Annotated in this window: 15 protein-coding genes; 11 read left to right on the top strand and 4 right to left on the bottom strand. The window is 60.6% G+C overall.

Annotated elements, in window-relative coordinates:
- The first annotated feature begins 1 nt into the window (after position 1).
- Positions 2 to 457: a type II toxin-antitoxin system RatA family toxin gene (locus RS75_RS06490; RefSeq protein ID WP_045018516.1), complete on the top strand. Its 456-nt coding sequence runs from the start codon at positions 2 to 4 to the stop codon at positions 455 to 457.
- On the opposite strand, the gene RS75_RS06485 is transcribed toward RS75_RS06490, so the two are convergent.
- Together RS75_RS06485 and RS75_RS06480 are read right to left on the bottom strand one after the other, a co-directional pair.
- Positions 439 to 948, bottom strand: a complete 510-nt coding sequence (locus RS75_RS06485; protein ID WP_045018515.1) for a CinA family protein — start codon at positions 946 to 948, stop codon at positions 439 to 441. The two genes, RS75_RS06490 and RS75_RS06485, sit on opposite strands and share 19 nt — an antisense overlap.
- Positions 945 to 2,132 carry a bifunctional 2-C-methyl-D-erythritol 4-phosphate cytidylyltransferase/2-C-methyl-D-erythritol 2,4-cyclodiphosphate synthase gene (locus RS75_RS06480; protein ID WP_045018514.1) on the bottom strand — a complete coding sequence of 396 codons (1,188 nt, stop codon included), beginning with the start codon at positions 2,130 to 2,132 and terminating at the stop codon, positions 945 to 947. The genes RS75_RS06485 and RS75_RS06480 overlap by 4 nt, the downstream gene beginning before the upstream one ends.
- Before the next feature lie 275 nt (positions 2,133 to 2,407).
- On the opposite strand from RS75_RS06480, the gene dusB reads away from it, so the two are divergent.
- The 8 genes from dusB (at position 2,408) to hflX (ending at position 13,164) form a co-directional block, all read left to right on the top strand.
- Positions 2,408 to 3,421 (top strand): tRNA dihydrouridine synthase DusB, encoded by a 1,014-nt coding sequence (gene dusB, locus RS75_RS06475; protein WP_045018513.1) that lies wholly within the window; start codon positions 2,408 to 2,410, stop codon positions 3,419 to 3,421.
- Entirely contained in the window at positions 3,418 to 4,566 is a 1,149-nt protein-coding gene (locus RS75_RS06470; protein ID WP_045018511.1) for a two-component system sensor histidine kinase NtrB, read from the top strand. The genes dusB and RS75_RS06470 overlap by 4 nt, the downstream gene beginning before the upstream one ends.
- Positions 4,563 to 6,014 carry a nitrogen regulation protein NR(I) gene (ntrC, locus tag RS75_RS06465; RefSeq protein ID WP_045018510.1) on the top strand — a complete coding sequence of 484 codons (1,452 nt, stop codon included), beginning with the start codon at positions 4,563 to 4,565 and terminating at the stop codon, positions 6,012 to 6,014. The genes RS75_RS06470 and ntrC overlap by 4 nt, the downstream gene beginning before the upstream one ends.
- A gap of 148 nt (positions 6,015 to 6,162) precedes the next feature.
- A complete protein-coding gene (locus tag RS75_RS06460) occupies positions 6,163 to 8,424 on the top strand; it encodes a sensor histidine kinase NtrY-like (protein WP_045018508.1) in 2,262 nt (753 codons plus the stop codon).
- Entirely contained in the window at positions 8,414 to 9,778 is a 1,365-nt protein-coding gene (gene ntrX, locus RS75_RS06455) for a nitrogen assimilation response regulator NtrX (RefSeq protein ID WP_045018507.1), read from the top strand. The genes RS75_RS06460 and ntrX overlap by 11 nt, the downstream gene beginning before the upstream one ends.
- A gap of 49 nt (positions 9,779 to 9,827) precedes the next feature.
- The gene (gene trkA, locus RS75_RS06450) at positions 9,828 to 11,204 is read left to right on the top strand and encodes a Trk system potassium transporter TrkA (protein WP_045018505.1); all 1,377 of its coding nucleotides are present in this window, start codon (positions 9,828 to 9,830) and stop codon (positions 11,202 to 11,204) included.
- Between the two features lie 184 nt (positions 11,205 to 11,388).
- Positions 11,389 to 11,631 carry an RNA chaperone Hfq gene (gene hfq / locus RS75_RS06445; RefSeq protein ID WP_003496145.1) on the top strand — a complete coding sequence of 81 codons (243 nt, stop codon included), beginning with the start codon at positions 11,389 to 11,391 and terminating at the stop codon, positions 11,629 to 11,631.
- Positions 11,632 to 11,739: 108 nt separating this feature from the next.
- Positions 11,740 to 13,164, top strand: a complete 1,425-nt coding sequence (hflX, locus tag RS75_RS06440; RefSeq protein ID WP_200893617.1) for a GTPase HflX — start codon at positions 11,740 to 11,742, stop codon at positions 13,162 to 13,164.
- 159 nt (positions 13,165 to 13,323) lie between these two features.
- On the opposite strand, the gene mazG is transcribed toward hflX, so the two are convergent.
- Both mazG and RS75_RS06430 read right to left on the bottom strand, forming a co-directional pair.
- Complete coding sequence (gene mazG / locus RS75_RS06435; RefSeq protein WP_045018503.1) at positions 13,324 to 14,169, bottom strand: nucleoside triphosphate pyrophosphohydrolase; 846 nt, start codon at positions 14,167 to 14,169, stop codon at positions 13,324 to 13,326.
- Positions 14,170 to 14,220: 51 nt separating this feature from the next.
- Positions 14,221 to 14,808 carry a deaminase gene (locus RS75_RS06430; protein WP_045018501.1) on the bottom strand — a complete coding sequence of 196 codons (588 nt, stop codon included), beginning with the start codon at positions 14,806 to 14,808 and terminating at the stop codon, positions 14,221 to 14,223.
- A 261-nt stretch (positions 14,809 to 15,069) separates the two neighbouring features.
- Here RS75_RS06430 and cysG point away from each other — a divergent pair, with 261 nt between their 5' ends.
- Together cysG and RS75_RS06420 are read left to right on the top strand one after the other, a co-directional pair.
- Positions 15,070 to 16,533, top strand: coding sequence for a siroheme synthase CysG (cysG, locus tag RS75_RS06425; RefSeq protein ID WP_045018791.1), 1,464 nt, complete (start codon positions 15,070 to 15,072; stop codon positions 16,531 to 16,533).
- Entirely contained in the window at positions 16,526 to 16,840 is a 315-nt protein-coding gene (locus tag RS75_RS06420) for a DUF2849 domain-containing protein (RefSeq protein ID WP_003512933.1), read from the top strand. Before cysG ends, RS75_RS06420 begins: the two co-directional genes overlap by 8 nt.
- Positions 16,841 to 16,843: the final 3 nt, after the last annotated feature.

The raw sequence follows: 16,843 nt of genomic DNA, 5'->3' as shown, positions 1-16,843 counted from the left end.
CATGCCAAAGTTCGAAACGCATCGCCTTGTAAAACACTCTCCCGTCCGCATGTACGACCTCGTCGCCGATGTGGAGAAGTATCCGCAGTTTCTGCCCCTTTGCGAAGCGCTGGTTATCCGCTCGCGCAAGGAGCGGGATGGCAAGACATTGCTGGTGGCGGATATGACGGTGGGCTACAAGGCCATCCGCGAGACCTTCACCACGCAGGTGCTGCTGAACCCGGCCGAGCGCGCCATAGACGTGAAATATATCGACGGACCGTTCAAGTTTCTCGACAATCGCTGGCGTTTCGAAGCTGCCGAAGATGGCGGCTCGGCCATTCATTTCTTCATCGACTATGAATTCAAGAACCGTCTGCTTGGCGCGGTTATGGGGTCGATGTTCGACCGGGCTTTCCGCATGTTCGCGGAAGCCTTCGAGACCCGCGCCGACAAGATTTACGCGGACCCGGCCTGATTGAGGGCAAGCAGCATTTCAAGTGCCGTCCTGACGGTCGCAAGACGAATTTCGGTGCGGCCGATCTCGCCGTAACGCATCTCATGGTGCAAGGTCTTGCCGTTGCGCGCTTTGGCGGCCAGATGCACCAGTCCCACCGGTTTATCCGTTGAACCGCCGCCCGGACCGGCAATGCCGGTGACGGCAACGGCAAAATCCGCGCGCGAACGGAACAGGGCGCCATGCGCCATCTGAAGAGCCGTTTGCCGGGACACCGCGCCGAAGGCTGTAAGCGTGTCAGCGCCAACACCCAGCATGTCCATCTTCGCTTCGTTGGTATAGGTAACGAACCCCCGGTCGACGACGGCGGAGGAGCCGGCGATTTCCGTCAACGCACCGGCGATAAGGCCGCCCGTGCAGCTTTCCGCAGTCGAGACCATGAAGCCTTTGACGGTAAAGCCGGAAACGATCCGCCGCGCCAGCTCTTCGATATCTGCGGGAAACAGGCTCATAACGGTCTGCCCCTGTAGACCACGGTAGCCGTGGCGATCGCTGCGATGCCTTCGCGACGGCCGACGAAACCGATCGTCTCGTTGGTGGTCGCCTTGACCGAGCAGCGCTCCAGCGCAATGCCGAGTATGTCCGCCAGCGTCTCGCGCATGGCCTGCCGGTGTGGGCCGATACGCGGCGCTTCGGCAATCAGCGAGACATCCGCATTCATGATCGTGCCGCCATTGTCGCGCACGACTTTCGCCGCATGTTCGAGGAAGATGCGCGATGCGGCACCCTTCCATTGCGGATCGGACGGCGGGAAGTGGTCGCCGATATCACCTGCGCCGCAGGTGGCGAGCAGCGCATCCGTCAGCGCATGCAGCGCCACATCGGCATCCGAATGGCCTTTCAGTCTCTGGTCGTGTTCAATGAAGACGCCGCATAGCGTAACGCCGTCTCCGGCCTCCAGCTGGTGCACGTCGTAACCATTGCCGGTGCGCACGTCAGGCAGTCCGTGGGAGAGCTTTTCATCGGCCATGGCGATATCCCTCTTGAGAGTGAGTTTCACATTGTCGACCGAGCCTTCAGTCAACGTCACCGTCAGTCCCGCCCATTCGGCGATCGATGCGTCATCGGTAAAATCGGTTTTGCCCGAGGCGGAGGCGGCGCGATGCGCGGCGAGGATTTCGCCATAACCGAAACTTTGCGGTGTTTGCGCCGCATAAAGCCCCTGTCTGGAAACGGTCTCCGCGACAGAATCACCTGCGCCGCGCTTCAGCGTATCGGTGACGGGCAGGGCAGGCAGAACGCCGTTCGCACCCGCCCGGTGCAGCGCCACGACGCGCTCCAGCATGTCCTCGGCGACGAAAGGCCGCACGGCGTCGTGGATCATCACATGCGTCAGGTCCTGCAAGGCCAGTGCTTCCAGCCCGGCCAGCACCGATTGCTGGCGCGTCGCGCCGCCCGTGACGGTGACGATCCGCTCGCCAGCATTCAGCCGTTCGAGGATCGGCGACAGGAGGCTCAAATCGTCGGCATGGATGACGACCACGATCGGCGAGGCTTTGTCCCAGCCCAGAAAGGTCGACAAGGTATGTTCGATCACGGCCTTGCCGCCGATGGAACGATATTGTTTTGGCCCTTCCTCGGGGGAGCCGGCTCTTTCTCCGCGTCCTGCGGCGACGATGACGATGCCGAGTTTCATAGTACTTTCCTGCATTGGTCTTATGCTTCGTGTGCAACCCTCAATGGTTGACAGTCCTGCTCTAGCGTTTCAAAACCCGGAAGGCCAGCCCGATAAGACGCGGTATCTGCCTGCATATCGCGGGATTGGCCGCTCGTGCTCATCCGAACCTGCACAAATTGCTATCGACAGCAAAAGAGGCAGGCAGACGCCTAGCAAATAAAACGTGCAACGCTTTAAAAGTGCTTGGCAAGCGCGCAAACACTGTCTAAAAATAATGCATATAACCCTTCTGCATGAAAGATCATCAGTTGCCCCCTCCGGAGTTGTCAGAACCGTTCAGCATCGGCTCAGTCACGATCCGTAATCGTGCCGTGCTGGCGCCCATGTCGGGCGTGACGGATTTGCCGTTCCGGCAGCTCGCCTGGCGTTATGGCGCGGGCCTCGTTGTTACCGAGATGGTCGCAAGCCGCGAACTCGTCGCCAATCGCGGAGAATCCTGGGCGCGGCTGAAAAATGCCGGCATGGTTCCGCATATGGTGCAGCTTGCCGGACGCGAGGCGCATTTCATGGCCGAGGCGGCGAAGATAGCAGCCGATAACGGCGCGGGGATCATCGATATCAATATGGGCTGTCCCGCCAAGAAGGTGACGGGCGGTTATTCCGGTTCGGCTTTGATGCGCGATCCCGATCATGCCCTGTCGCTGATCGAGGCGACGGTCGGCGCAGTCGATGTGCCCGTGACACTGAAGATGCGGCTCGGCTGGGACGAAAATTCCATCAATGCACCGGAAATCGCCAAACGCGCCGAAGCGGCAGGCGTCCGGCTCATCACCATTCACGGCCGCACCCGTATGCAGTTTTACGAGGGCCGCGCGGACTGGGATGCCATTCGGGCTGTGCGGGAGGTGATTTCCGTTCCGCTGATCGCCAACGGCGATGTCGAGACTGCTGCGGATGCGCGGGAAATCCTGCGTCGTTCCGGCGCGAATGCCGTCATGGTCGGTCGCGGCGCACAGGGCCAGCCCTGGCTGCCGGCGGTGCTGGCGGGACATGCCGCGCCGCAACGCGCCGATATTGCCGGCATTGCTGTCGAGCATTACGACATGATGCTGGAATTTTACGGAAGGGAAGCCGGTCTTCGGCACGCCCGCAAACATCTGGGCTGGTATCTCGACCGTTTCGCGCCGGAGATCGCTACCCCGAAAAAGGCTCAAATCATGACATCGCGCGATACTGCGGAGGTGGCGGATCTGCTGCGCTCCGCCCTTAGCGAAAATGCGGGCGAAGCCGCAAGGAAGGCCGCATGAGCGCTGATAAACATAGCCCGGCAGATGCGAACCCGCTTGCCATGGCGGTTCTCAATGCGGTGCAGAACCCCGTCATCCTGGTGGATGCCGAAGGTTTCATCGCCTTTGCCAATTGGGAGGCCGAAGCCTTTTTCGGGGCCAGTGCTTCGCATCTCGCGCGCTACCGCGTTTCCACCTTCATTCCCTTCGGCAGTCCGCTGCTTGCGCTCATCGATCAGGTGCGCGAACGCCGCGCGCCGGTGAACGAATATCGGGTCGATCTCAGTTCACCGCGGCTTGGGCAGGACAAGCTTGTCGATCTTTATGTGGCGCCCGTCGTCAGCGAGCCGGGATCGGTGGTCGTCGTCTTTCAGGAGCGGTCGATGGCCGACAAGATCGACCGGCAACTGACCCATCGCGCCGCTGCCCGCTCTGTCACCGGCCTTGCCTCCATGCTGGCGCATGAGATCAAGAACCCGCTTTCGGGCATTCGTGGTGCCGCCCAGCTTCTCGAAACGTCGGTTCCCGACGAGGACCGGGCGCTGACGCGGCTGATCTGTGACGAGACTGACCGCATAGTCTCGCTGGTCGATCGCATGGAGGTGTTTTCGGACGAGCGGCCGGTGGACCGCGTGCCGGTCAACATCCATTCGGTACTCGATCACGTAAAGGCGATAGCCAAGGCCGGCTTTGCCCGCAATATCAAGATTTCGGAAAATTACGATCCGTCGCTGCCGCCGGTCTATGCCAATCGCGACCAGCTGGTGCAGGTCTTTCTCAATCTGGTAAAGAATGCGGCGGAAGCCGTCGGCAACCAGCCGGAAGGCGAGATCGTGCTGACCACCGCCTATCGTCCCGGCATGCGCATGTCGGTTGCCGGTAGTCGCGAACGCATCTCGCTGCCGCTCGAATTTTGCGTGCACGATAACGGGCCGGGAGTTCCGGCGGATCTTTTGCCGCATCTCTTCGACCCCTTCATTACCACCAAGACGAACGGTTCTGGCCTCGGGCTGGCGCTTGTCGCCAAACTCATCGGCGCCCATGGCGGCATCGTCGAATGCGACAGCCAGAACCATCGCACGACTTTCCGCGTATTGCTGCCCGTCTCGCCGGAAATGGGGCTTGACGACCGCACTTTGCCGAACACGACAGGAAATGACCAATGACAGCTACTATCCTCGTCGCCGATGATGATGCCGCGATCCGCACGGTGCTCAACCAGGCGCTCAGCCGCGCCGGTTACGACGTGCGCATCACCTCCAATGCCGCAACGCTCTGGCGTTGGGTTTCGGCGGGCGAGGGCGATCTGGTCGTGACCGATGTCGTGATGCCCGACGAAAACGCCTTCGATCTTCTGCCGCGCATCAAGAAGGCCCGCCCGGACCTGCCGGTTCTGGTGATGAGCGCGCAAAACACCTTCATGACGGCGATCAAGGCCTCGGAGAAGGGCGCTTACGACTACCTGCCCAAGCCCTTCGATCTGACGGAGCTGATCGCCATTATCGGCCGCGCTTTGTCGGAGCCGAAGCGCAAGCCTGCGAAGCTTGACGACGACATGCAGGACGGCATGCCGCTGGTTGGTCGCTCGGCGGCGATGCAGGAAATCTATCGGGTTCTGGCCCGCCTGATGCAGACCGACCTGACGCTGATGATCACCGGCGAATCCGGCACCGGCAAGGAGCTGGTGGCGCGGGCGCTGCACGATTACGGCAAGCGCCGCAACGGTCCCTTCGTTGCCATCAACATGGCGGCGATCCCGCGCGACCTGATCGAATCCGAACTGTTCGGCCACGAGAAGGGCGCCTTCACCGGCGCGCAGAACCGCTCGACCGGCCGTTTCGAGCAGGCCGAGGGCGGCACGCTGTTTCTCGACGAAATCGGCGACATGCCGATGGATGCCCAGACGCGCCTGCTGCGCGTGCTGCAACAGGGCGAATATACGACGGTGGGCGGGCGCACGCCGATCCGGACCGATGTCCGCATCGTTGCTGCCACCAACAAGGACTTGAAACAGTCGATCAATCAGGGCCTCTTCCGCGAGGACCTTTATTACCGCCTGAACGTCGTGCCGCTACGGCTACCGCCGCTGCGTGACCGGGCGGAGGATATTCCCGATCTGGTGCGCCATTTCATCCAGACGGGTGAGAAGGAGGGGCTGGAGGGCAAGCGTTTCGAGACCGAGGCGCTGGAAGTCATGAAGGCCTATGCCTGGCCGGGCAACGTGCGCGAGCTGGAAAACCTGATCCGCCGGCTGATGGCGCTTTATCCGCAGGAGGTCATTACTCGAGAGATCATCGAGCAGGAATTGCAGTCGGATGTTCCCGACAGCCCGCTCGACAAGATGGCGGTCCGCTCCGGCTCACTGACCATTTCGCAGGCGGTCGAGGAGAACATGCGGGATTATTTCTCGAGCTTTGGCGAAGGCTTGCCGCCGCCCGGCCTCTACGACCGTGTGCTGCGCGAACTGGAATATCCCCTGATCCTCGCCGCGCTGACGGCGACGCGGGGCAACCAGATCAAGGCCGCCGATCTTCTCGGATTGAACCGCAATACGCTGCGCAAGAAAATCCGCGAGCTTGGTGTTTCCGTCTATCGCAGCTCCCGCCCCAGCTGAGAATGTTGACAAGGCCGCATTTGTCGTTGCATTTTCGCCACATTGTGTTGCTTGGAAAACACTAGGATGGAGAGATTCGCCGGCACGAGGCGGATTTGCCCAATTTTCGTAAATGTGGTGCTGGCTTGCCAGCGATTGGGAGAAATGCATGCGGAAACCCGCCGCCGAAAAAGCCGTTGCCGAAGACGCAGCGGGAATGGTGGTTGCCGATCGCAGGATGTCCTTCGCTCTGCCTGGGCTGGTGCTCGCCGGCGTCGCCCTTATTTGCGCTATCGCGACCCTCTTCGTGCTTATGGGCGTCACGCCGATTGCGCCGACATCGAATGTCGTCATCGCTTCCGTCGTCATCAATTCGATCCTCGTGATCGGACTGATGTTTCTCATCGGCCGGGAAATCAACCGCCTGCTGAAAGCGCGGAAAAAGGGCAGGGCTGCGGCTCGTTTGCACGTCCGCATCGTCGTGCTTTTCTCCATCGTGGCGATCACGCCCGCCGTTCTTGTCGCCATCTTCGCCAGTCTGACGCTGAATGTCGGCCTCGACCGCTGGTTTTCGCTCCGCACCCAGTCGATCGTCGATTCCTCCAGCAATATCGCCCAGGCCTATATGATGGAAAATGCCGGCTATCTTCAGGGGCAGACCCTGTCGATGGCCACCGACCTCGACCGCAACCGCGCCCTGTTTTACCTCGACCGCACCGGCTTCGTTGACCTGATGACCCGACAGGCCAAGGGCCGCGGCCTTCTCGGCGCGTTTCTGGTGCAGGAGGACGGCGACGCCGTCGCGCAGGCCGACATCAAGACGGAAAAGCCGCTTCCCGCCATTCCGCATGATGCGCTTGAAAAGGCCGCCGCCGGTCAGCCGACCCTTATTCCGCCGGGTATCACCAATCTCGTCGGCGCCATCATCAAGCTCGAGGGTATCAGCGGCACATTCCTCTACACCGTGCGCGCCGTCGATCCAAAGGTGATGAGCGCGATGCGGCTGATGGAGGAGAACCGCGCCGAATACAAGGCGATGGAAGCGGGTCGCGCGCCCTTGCAGATCGCGTTTGCGATCCTCTATCTCGGTTTCGCGCTGATCGTTCTTCTGGCCGCGATCTGGACGGCGATTGCGGTGGCCGACCGCATTGTGCGCCCGATCCGCCTTCTCATCAGCGCCGCAGACAGTGTCGCCACCGGCAACATGCATGTACTGGTTCCTGTTCGCGCCGTGGACGGCGACGTCGGACGTCTGTCCCGCACCTTCAACAAGATGGTCTCGGAACTGCGCAGCCAGCAGGAGCAGATCATCGAGGCGAAGGACGATATCGACGACCGCCGTCGCTTCATCGAGGCGGTGCTGTCGGGCGTTACCGCCGCCGTCATCGGTGTTGACGAGAACCGCAAGATCACCATCGTCAATCCCTCGGGAGAAGAGTTCCTGGCACAGACCTCCGAACAGCTGATCGGCGCGCAACTGTCGGAAATCGCGCCTGAAATCGAAGAGGTCGTAACTGAGGCCAATACCTGGTCGCGCGGCAACTTCCGTAAGCAGATCAATATCATGCGGCGCGGCAAGGAACGGACTCTCAATGTGCAGGTGACCCGCGAGGATGCCCGCGACAGCCGCGACAGCTACGTCATCACGCTCGATGACATCACCGATCTCGTCATCGCCCAGCGCTCGACCGCATGGTCTGATGTCGCGCGGCGCATCGCCCACGAGATCAAGAACCCGCTGACGCCGATCCAGCTTTCCGCCGAACGCATCAAGCGCCGTTTCGGCAAGCAGATCGACGAGAGCGACCGCGCCATTTTTGACCAGTGTACGGATACCATCGTCCGGCAGGTCGGCGATATCGGCCGGATGGTGGACGAATTCTCGGCCTTTGCGCGTATGCCGAAGCCGACGAAGGAAAAGTCGGACCTGCGCGCGATTTTGAAGGACGCGGCATTCCTGCGGGAAATCAGCGCCGCCGACACCAAATTCTCAACGGAGCTGGGCGATATTCCGCTGGAGGGCATGTTCGATGCCCGCATGCTGGGACAGGCGTTCGGCAATCTCATCAAGAACGCGACGGAAGCCATCGAGGCGGTGGAAGGCGAAAAGCGGCCGGGCAAGATCCTGGTGCGCGCATCTTTCGACGAGACCAATTCCCGTTTTGTGGCTGATATCATCGACAATGGCCGCGGCCTTCCCGTCGAGAACCGTCACCGCATTCTCGAACCCTATATGACGATGCGGGACAAGGGCACCGGCCTCGGCCTCGCCATCGTCAAGAAGATCATTGAAGAGCATGGCGGGTATCTGGAACTCCACGATGCCCCGCCGGAGTTCGACCATGGCCACGGTGCCATGATCAGAGTGCTGTTGCCCTATATCGAGGCGGTCGGCGGCAAAAATAACAAGGAAGCAGCATATGGCGTCTGATATTCTGGTCGTGGATGACGAAGCGGATATTCGCGAAATCGTAGCGGGTATTCTGTCCGACGAGGGCCACGAGACGCGCATGGCGTTCGACAGCGACAGTGCGCTGGCCGCCATTTCGGAACGCGTGCCGCGTCTGATCTTTCTCGACATCTGGATGCAGGGTTCGAAGCTCGACGGTCTGGCTCTGCTGGACGAGATCAAGAGCCGCCATCCCGATATTCCGGTGGTCATGATCTCAGGTCACGGCAATATCGAAACCGCCGTCAACGCGATCAAGCGCGGCGCTTTCGATTTCATCGAAAAGCCGTTCAAGGCGGACCGCCTCATCCTGATCGCCGAGCGGGCGCTGGAAAACTCCAAGCTGAAGCGGGAGGTTCTGGAACTCAAGAAGCGCACCGGTGACGCGGTTGAACTCGTTGGCGCGTCGCTTGCCGTTTCGCAGCTTCGCCAGACGATCGACAGGGTAGCACCTACCAACAGCCGCATCATGATCCTCGGTCCCTCCGGTTCCGGCAAGGAACTGGTGGCGCGCATGGTGCACAAGAAGTCCTCGCGCGCCAGCGGACCTTTCGTGGCGCTGAACGCGGCGACGATCACGCCCGACCGCATGGAAATCGCGCTTTTCGGCACGGAAGGCTTACCCGGACAGCCGCGCAAGGTGGGGGCTCTCGAAGAGGCCCATCGCGGCGTGCTCTATCTCGATGAAGTCGGCGAGATGCCGCGCGAGACGCAGAACAAGATCCTGCGCGTGCTGGTGGACCAGCAGTTCGAGCGTGTCGGCGGCGGCAAGCGGGTGAAGGTGGATGTGCGCATCATTTCCTCGACCGCCCATCACCTCGAAAGCCTGATCGCCGAAGGCCAGTTCCGCGAAGACCTTTACCACCGCCTCGCCGTGGTGCCGGTGAAGGTGCCGGCGCTGTCGGAACGGCGCGAGGATATTCCTTTCCTTGTCGACATGTTCATGCGGCAGATTTCCGAACAGGCCGGTATCCGTCCGCGCAAGATCGGCGACGACGCCATGGCCGTTCTCCAGACGCATGACTGGCCGGGCAACATCCGCCAGCTCCGCAACAATATCGAGCGGCTGATGATCCTCGCCCGTCCAGAGGGCGGCGAGGCACCGATTTCGGCCGATATGCTGCCGGCGGATATTGGCGATATGCTGCCGAAGATTTCGGCGCAGGGCGATCAGCACATCATGACTCTGCCGCTGCGCGAGGCGCGCGAAATGTTCGAGCGAGACTATCTGGTGGCCCAGATCAACCGCTTCGGTGGCAATATTTCGCGAACGGCGGAATTTGTCGGCATGGAAAGATCGGCGCTGCATCGCAAACTGAAATCTCTCGGCGTATAAGGAATGAAGGCCAAGTCGCCGTAACCGATTATTCCGTCAGAGAGACAGCATGAAAGTCATCATATGCGGCGCAGGGCAGGTGGGTTACGGCATCGCCGAACAATTATCGCGCGAGGATAACGAGGTATCGGTGATCGATACGGCCGCCTCGTTGATCACCGCCATTACCGAGACGCTGGATGTGCGCGGTTATGTGGGCCATGGCGCCCATCCCGATATGCTGGCGAAAGCGGGCGCCGACCAGGCGGACATGATCATCGCCGTGACGTTGCATGACGAAATCAACATCGTCGCCTGCGAGGTGGCGCATGCGCTGTTCAGCGTTCCGACCAAGATCGCCCGCATCCGCGACCAAAGCTATCTGAGGCCGGAATATGCCGATCTCTTCAGCCGCGAGAACATGTCGATCGACGTGACGATTTCGCCGGAGGTGGAAGTCGGCAAGATGGTGCTCAGGCGCATCGCCTTTCCCGGCGCCACCGATGTCGTGCGTTTCGCCGACGATACGATCTTCATGCTGGCGATCGAATGCATGGAGGACTGCCCGGTCATCAACACACCGCTGCAGCAGCTTTCCAACCTGTTTCCCGACCTCATCGCGACAGTGGTGGGGGTTTACCGCAACGGCATCCTGAAAGTCGCGCATTCCTCCGAGCAGTTGCGGGTCGGCGACCTTGCCTATGTGATCTGTCAGCGCCAGCACGCCCGCCGCACCTTGAGCCTTTTTGGCCACGAGGAGCAGGAGGCGCAGCGCATCGTCATCGCCGGCGCCGGCAATATCGGCCACTTCGTCGCGCACAAGATCGAGGAGTTGCAGCCAAAGACGCGGGTGAAGATCATCGAGTCGGATCGCGACAGGGCTGTTGCCGCATCGGAGCAGCTCAGCAACACCATCGTCATGCATGGTTCGGCGCTCGACCAGAAGATTCTGATGCAGGCGGACATTCAGGATGCCGACCTGATCGTGACGCTCACCAACAGCGACCAGACCAATATTCTGGCGGCCGTGATGGCCAAGCAACTCGGCTGCAAATCAAACCTCGCCTTGCTGAACAGCTCGTCCTTCCACGAAGTCGCGGCTTCGCTCGGTCTCGATGCCTATATCAACCCACGGGCCGTTACCATTTCGCGCGTTCTCCAGCATGTGCGCAAAGGCCGCATCCGCTCGGTTTACGCCGTCCAGCACGGGTCGGCGGAGGTGATCGAGGCGGAGGCGCTGGAGACATCGCCATTGGTCGGCCAGTCCTTCCGCGACATCGATATGCCCGAAGGCGTGCGCATCGGCGCGATCTATCGCGACGGTGTGGTGATCCGCCCGGACGGCAGTACGAAGATCAAGGCGAAGGACCGCGTCGTGCTGTTTGCGTCCGCCGATGCTGTCCGCGACGTGGAACAGCTTTTCCGGGTTTCGATACAATATTTCTGACTGTTTCGAATCGAAAAAGCGGGTCAATACTCGTACTCATTCGGCTGTTTTCGCCGTTGCGGAACAGGACATGATTTGATACCAGAGTTGCAGGTCGGCCAAGCGGGGGACAAGACTCGGCCGGTTTATTATTGATTGATTATTTTCCGGTATCCCTGCCGGCAAAAAAGAAAGAAGCGGCGCCATGGCGGAACGTTCTCAAAACCTTCAGGATCTTTTCCTCAATACCGTTCGTAAGCAGAAGATTTCGCTCACGATTTTCCTGATCAACGGCGTCAAGCTAACGGGCGTTGTCACCTCCTTCGACAATTTCTGCGTGCTTTTGCGCCGTGACGGTCACTCGCAGCTTGTTTACAAGCATGCGATCTCCACCATCATGCCCGGCCAGCCGATGCAGATGTTCGAGAGCGAAGAAGGCGCGGCCTGATCAGGCTCCCTCGACGGTATCTTCGACATAAACCGACCCGAACCGGGAACATTTCCGGTTCCGTCAGGTTAATCCCCAAGGCCGTCCGCGCGGATGCGGTCGGCCGCAATGTTTTTTCTGGATAAGGCTGAGCCAATTTCGACGCGAGACACTTCGAACGAATCCATCATTCCGGAGCAGGAGAAGCGCCGCGACGACATGCGCGCGGTTGTCCTCGTTCCTGTCCTCAAGCAACCACGCGAAAATCGCGACGCTGCAGCAGCCACGGCGACCGCGAGCCGGTCTGTCGAAGCCAAGCTGGAGGAAGCGAAGGGGCTGGCGCTCGCCATCGATCTGGAGGTGACCCAAGGGCTCATCGTTCCGGTCAACCAGCCGCGTCCGGCCACATTGTTCGGAACCGGCAAGATCGAGGAAATCGGTCATCTTCTGGATGAAACCGATTCCGGTCTGGTGATCGTCGATCATCCCTTGACCCCGGTGCAGCAGCGCAATCTTGAAAAACAATGGAATTGCAAGGTCATCGACCGAACCGGCCTGATCCTTGAAATCTTCGGCCGTCGCGCCTCCACCAAGGAAGGCACGCTGCAGGTCGATCTTGCGCATCTGAACTACCAGAAGGGCCGCCTCGTCAGAAGCTGGACCCACCTTGAGCGTCAGCGCGGTGGCGCAGGCTTCATGGGTGGTCCGGGTGAAACCCAGATCGAGGCCGACCGCCGGCTGCTTCAGGATCGCATCGTCAAGCTGGAGCGCGAGCTGGAGCAGGTGGTGCGCACCCGCCAGCTTCACCGCGCCAAGCGCCGCAAGGTGCCGCATCCGATCGTGGCTCTGGTCGGTTATACCAACGCCGGCAAATCCACGCTGTTCAACCGCATCACCGGTGCTGGCGTTCTGGCCGAGGACATGCTGTTCGCCACGCTCGATCCGACCTTGCGCCGCATGAAGCTGCCGCATGGCCGCACGGTCATCCTGTCCGACACGGTCGGGTTCATCTCCGACCTGCCGACGCATCTGGTCGCCGCTTTCCGCGCAACGCTGGAAGAGGTGCTGGAAGCCGATCTCGTTTTGCATGTGCGTGACATGTCCGATCCGGACAATGCCGCCCAGTCGGCGGATGTGCTGCGCATTCTCGGCGATCTCGGCATTGACGAGAAGGAAGCCGAAAAGCGCATCATCGAGGTCTGGAACAAGGTCGACCGCCTCGAGCCGGAGGCGCATGACGCCATCATCGAGCGCGCCGAAGGCAGCGCCAATATTCGTGCCGTTTCAGCCGTCACGGGCGAGGGCGTCGATGCCCTGATGGACGAGATTTCCGGGCGTCTGTCCGGTGTCCTGACGGAAACGACCGTTGTCCTCTCCGTCGAGCAATTGCCGCTGATCTCCTGGGTTTACAGCAATTCCATCGTCGACAGCCGTGAAGACCACGAAGACGGCTCGGTCGTTCTCGATGTGCGCCTGTCGGAAGCGCAGGCCGCCGAACTGGAACGGAAGCTTGGAAAAGCGACCCTCCGCGAGCGGGAAGACTGGGAGCAGTAATTGCTCTGAGAACGATTGTAAGGCCCGAAAACCTCTCCCCGTCATTCCGGCCTTGAGCCGGAATCCAGCCACGGCGCGTCTGTGTCGTGAGGAAAGAGTCTTTTGCGATCAAGGACTTGATCGCACTGGACCCCGGACTAAATCCGGGGTGACGGCGGGCTAGGACGAAACCGTATCGAGCGAGCGTTCGATGCGTTTCGCCGCCTGCCAGAGGTCTTCCATTCTCTCAAGGCTCGCTTCTTCCAGCGTCTCGCCATTTTCGGTGAGAGACGTTTCGATGTGGTTGAAACGCCTGCGGAATTTCGTATTGGTGCCGCGCAGCGCATCTTCCGGATCGGCCTTGACGTGGCGGCCGATATTGACGAGCGCGAAGATGAGATCTCCGAGTTCGTCGGAGACCTTCTCCGGTTTTCCCTCCGCCAGCGCTTCGCGCAATTCTGCGATCTCCTCCTCGATCTTGTCGAGAATAGGAGCGGGGTCCGACCAGTCGAAACCGGCGCGCGCGGCCTGCTCCTGCAGCTTCAGGGCCTCGGTCAGCGCCGGCTGGCTGCGCTGTACGCCGCCAAGGAAGCCCGCCTTGAAATCTTCCGTGATACCCCGCTGCGCACGGCGCTCCGCACGTTCGCGTTTTTCTGCGGCCTTGATCTGGTCCCATTGCAGCTTGACGCTCTCTGGCGTATCCGCGGCGGACACGGCAAAGACATGCGGATGGCGGCGGATCATTTTCGAGGTGACAGCCTCAACCACGTCGCCAAAGGCGAATTCGCCCCGTTCCTCGGCAATGCGGGCGTGGAAAACCACCTGCAACAACAGGTCGCCCAGCTCGTCGCAAAGATCGTCCATATCCTTGCGCTCGATGGCGTCGGCGACTTCATAAGCCTCTTCAATGGTGTAGGGCTTGATCGTCTCGAAGGTCTGGACAACATCCCACGGGCAACCGGTTTCCGGCTGGCGCAGGGCTTCCATGATCTCGATCAGGCGGGAAATATCCTTCGAGGCTTCCATCGTGTCTCAAACCTTCATTCTTTGTTTTTACGCACTTTTCCGGGAAATGCTCTAATTCAGCGGAATGTCGTTATCGCTTTTCGACGACTGGTATGTGGTGGAGAGATCGTCATAGGCGGCCTTGATGCGGGCCGTCTGCGCCTTCAATGTGCTTTTCAACGGATCGTTCTCGCTTTCCACCAGATCGGCGATGAAGAAAGAGTTCCAGAAGGCGTTGCTGCGGCGATATCCGCCCGGCTCCAGCCCGAACACTTCCTTCAGGATTTTCAGATCGTGCGGGATCGCGAAAGCATCGCGGGAATCCTCGTGGCTGAAGAAGGAATAGAAATTGTCGAAGCCGGCCCAGGTGATGGCGGACATGCACATGGTGCAGGGTTCGTGGGTGGAAAGGAAAATCAGGTCCTTGGTATTCGGCTTCTCGCCCAGTTCGTAAAACCGCTTCAGGGCGTGCACCTCACCGTGCCAGAGCGGGTTTTCCAGCTCGTTATTCGTCTCCGCAATCACCAGCGACAGGTCGGATTTGCGCAGGATCGCCGCGCCGAAAACCTTGTTTCCGAGGCTGACCCCGCGCACCGTCAACGGCAGGATATCGTGTTCGATGACATCGAGAAGACGGGCGGCGAGAGTGGGGCTGTTCAAGGGTCTGATCCTTCGTGCCGCTCTAAAAAAAGCGGTTTTCGCGTGGAGAAATCGACGAAAATGGTCCTCCCTTGTTCGGCGCGAGGACATGGTTTGTCAAGGGATTCTCACGGGATTCCGATGCCTCTGACAGGGGTAAAACAGGGGTGCTGGTTGGTTTTCCTCAAAAACAGGGGTGTTCGAGAAATAAAAATCCAGGTGCCGGAAAGGCTTGAATTTCTGTTTCTTCAATCTTGCGCCGCAATGCGGGATATATGCACAATGCACGACGAACATGATTTTTCCGCAGCCGGCGACCGCCTTTCGACCTTCCCCGCTTTCTTCCGGGTTGAGGGACGGCAGGTCATTGTCTTCGGAAATGGAGATGAGGCTTTCGCAAAGGTAAGGCTGCTTGCCAATACCAATGCGCATATCATCGCCTATGCCGACGAGCCGGAAGCGGATTTTGCGCGCTATCTCCGAAATAACGGCATCGATCATCAGGCCCTGGGCTTTTCCAGCGAGCTGATCGATGGCGCAACTCTGGTTTTTGCCGCCACCGGTGACGAGGCGCTGGACCGCGAGATCGTCTCTGTCGCGCGCGCGAAGAAAATCCCCGCCAATGCGGTGGACCAGCCGGAATTTTGCGATTTCTTCACCCCGGCGCTCGTGGCCCGCGCACCCGTCGCCATCGCCATTGGCACCGAAGGGGCAGGGCCGGTTCTTGCCCAGATGATCCGCGCGCGCATCGACCAGATGCTGTCGCCGTCGCTTGGCAAGCTTGCACGCCTTGCCGTGCAGTATCGTGACGTGGCCGAGCAGAATGTGCCCAAGGGCGCGTTGCGGCGCAATTTCTGGCGTCGGTTCTTTTCAGGTGCTGTCGCAGATGCCGTCGCTCTCGGCGATACGCTTTCCGCCCGTGACGCCGCTAATCGTCTGTTGTTATCGCCCGAACGCAGCGAAGGCCGCGTCTGGCTTGTCGGCGCCGGTCCCGGTGCGGAAGACCTGCTGACGCTGCGCGCCCAGCGCGTGCTGATGGAAGCCGACGTCATCGTCTATGATGCGCTGGTACCACAGGCAATCGTCGATATGGGCCGCCGCGATGCCGAACGCCTGTCCGTCGGCAAGCGCAAGGGTTGCCACAGCAAGTCGCAGGACGAAATCAACCGCCTGCTGGTGCGCCTTGGCAAAGACGGCAAACGCGTCGTGCGCCTCAAATCCGGCGATCCGCTGGTCTATGGCCGGGCGGGTGAGGAAATGGCCGCGCTGCGTAGTGCCGGCATCGGCTACGAGATCGTGCCTGGCATCACCTCGGCCTTCGCCGCAGCTGCGGATTTCGAATTGCCGCTGACGCTGCGCGGTGTCGCCTCGTCGCTGATTTTCACCACCGGCCACGATCTGACCGGCGATGTGCTGCCCGACTGGGCGCGTCTTGCCGTTTCCGGCGCCACCATTGCCGTTTATATGGGCCGCAGCGTTGCAGCGTCCGTCGCGACAAGGCTGATCGAGGCCGGGCTCGGCGTGGAAACGACGGTGGCCGTCATCGAAAATGCCAGCCGCGCGGATCGCCGCCTGCTGCATGGCACATTGAACGATCTGCCCGACCTCGAATATCGCGATGAGTTGACCGGCCCGGTTATGGTCATCATCGGCGATGCGGTGGCGGGCGCCAATTTCGACAGGTCCGAGGCGCTTGCGCTTGGCTCAAAGCCAGCGAACCTCAAACGGGAGTATGCAAATGGCTGACAAGGTTTTGACCGCCAACCGCCTTGGCGATGGTATCGCCGTCTGGCTCGATGCCAATGGCGAATGGACGGAGAACCTGCAGGACGCGATCGTCGCCCGCCATGCGGAGGCCGTCGCCTCGTTCGAGGAAATCGGCAAGCGGGATTTTTCCGCCAACAAAGTCGTTGACGTAAACGTCATCGACGTGGTGGAGGAGAATGGCAAGCTCTGGCCGACGCGGCTTCGCGAGCGCATTCGCGCCGCTGGTCCGACCATGCACTATGCCAACGGCTTCAAGCCGGCCGATGCAGCATTCATCGCAGTCTGAGGA

The organism is Rhizobium nepotum 39/7, from assembly GCF_000949865.1.
Taxonomy (GTDB): domain Bacteria; phylum Pseudomonadota; class Alphaproteobacteria; order Rhizobiales; family Rhizobiaceae; genus Agrobacterium; species Agrobacterium nepotum.
This window is presented reverse-complemented; position numbering and strand designations above follow the sequence as displayed.

What these genes read in the sequence shown, in the direction of transcription:
- ntrX (WP_045018507.1), top strand. Translation starts at nt 8,414, where the DNA reads ATGGCGTCTGATATTCTGGTCGTGGATGACGAAGCGGATATTCGCGAA.
- RS75_RS06420 (WP_003512933.1), top strand. Translation starts at nt 16,526, where the DNA reads ATGGCTGACAAGGTTTTGACCGCCAACCGCCTTGGCGATGGTATCGCC.
- RS75_RS06460 (WP_045018508.1), top strand. Translation starts at nt 6,163, where the DNA reads ATGCGGAAACCCGCCGCCGAAAAAGCCGTTGCCGAAGACGCAGCGGGA.
- ntrC (WP_045018510.1), top strand. Translation starts at nt 4,563, where the DNA reads ATGACAGCTACTATCCTCGTCGCCGATGATGATGCCGCGATCCGCACG.
- hfq (WP_003496145.1), top strand. Translation starts at nt 11,389, where the DNA reads ATGGCGGAACGTTCTCAAAACCTTCAGGATCTTTTCCTCAATACCGTT.
- trkA (WP_045018505.1), top strand. Translation starts at nt 9,828, where the DNA reads ATGAAAGTCATCATATGCGGCGCAGGGCAGGTGGGTTACGGCATCGCC.
- RS75_RS06480 (WP_045018514.1), bottom strand. Translation starts at nt 2,132, where the DNA reads ATGAAACTCGGCATCGTCATCGTCGCCGCAGGACGCGGAGAAAGAGCC.
- RS75_RS06490 (WP_045018516.1), top strand. Translation starts at nt 2, where the DNA reads ATGCCAAAGTTCGAAACGCATCGCCTTGTAAAACACTCTCCCGTCCGC.
- dusB (WP_045018513.1), top strand. Translation starts at nt 2,408, where the DNA reads ATGAAAGATCATCAGTTGCCCCCTCCGGAGTTGTCAGAACCGTTCAGC.
- RS75_RS06485 (WP_045018515.1), bottom strand. Translation starts at nt 948, where the DNA reads ATGAGCCTGTTTCCCGCAGATATCGAAGAGCTGGCGCGGCGGATCGTT.
- hflX (WP_200893617.1), top strand. Translation starts at nt 11,740, where the DNA reads ATGTTTTTTCTGGATAAGGCTGAGCCAATTTCGACGCGAGACACTTCG.
- cysG (WP_045018791.1), top strand. Translation starts at nt 15,070, where the DNA reads ATGCACGACGAACATGATTTTTCCGCAGCCGGCGACCGCCTTTCGACC.
- mazG (WP_045018503.1), bottom strand. Translation starts at nt 14,169, where the DNA reads ATGGAAGCCTCGAAGGATATTTCCCGCCTGATCGAGATCATGGAAGCC.
- RS75_RS06470 (WP_045018511.1), top strand. Translation starts at nt 3,418, where the DNA reads ATGAGCGCTGATAAACATAGCCCGGCAGATGCGAACCCGCTTGCCATG.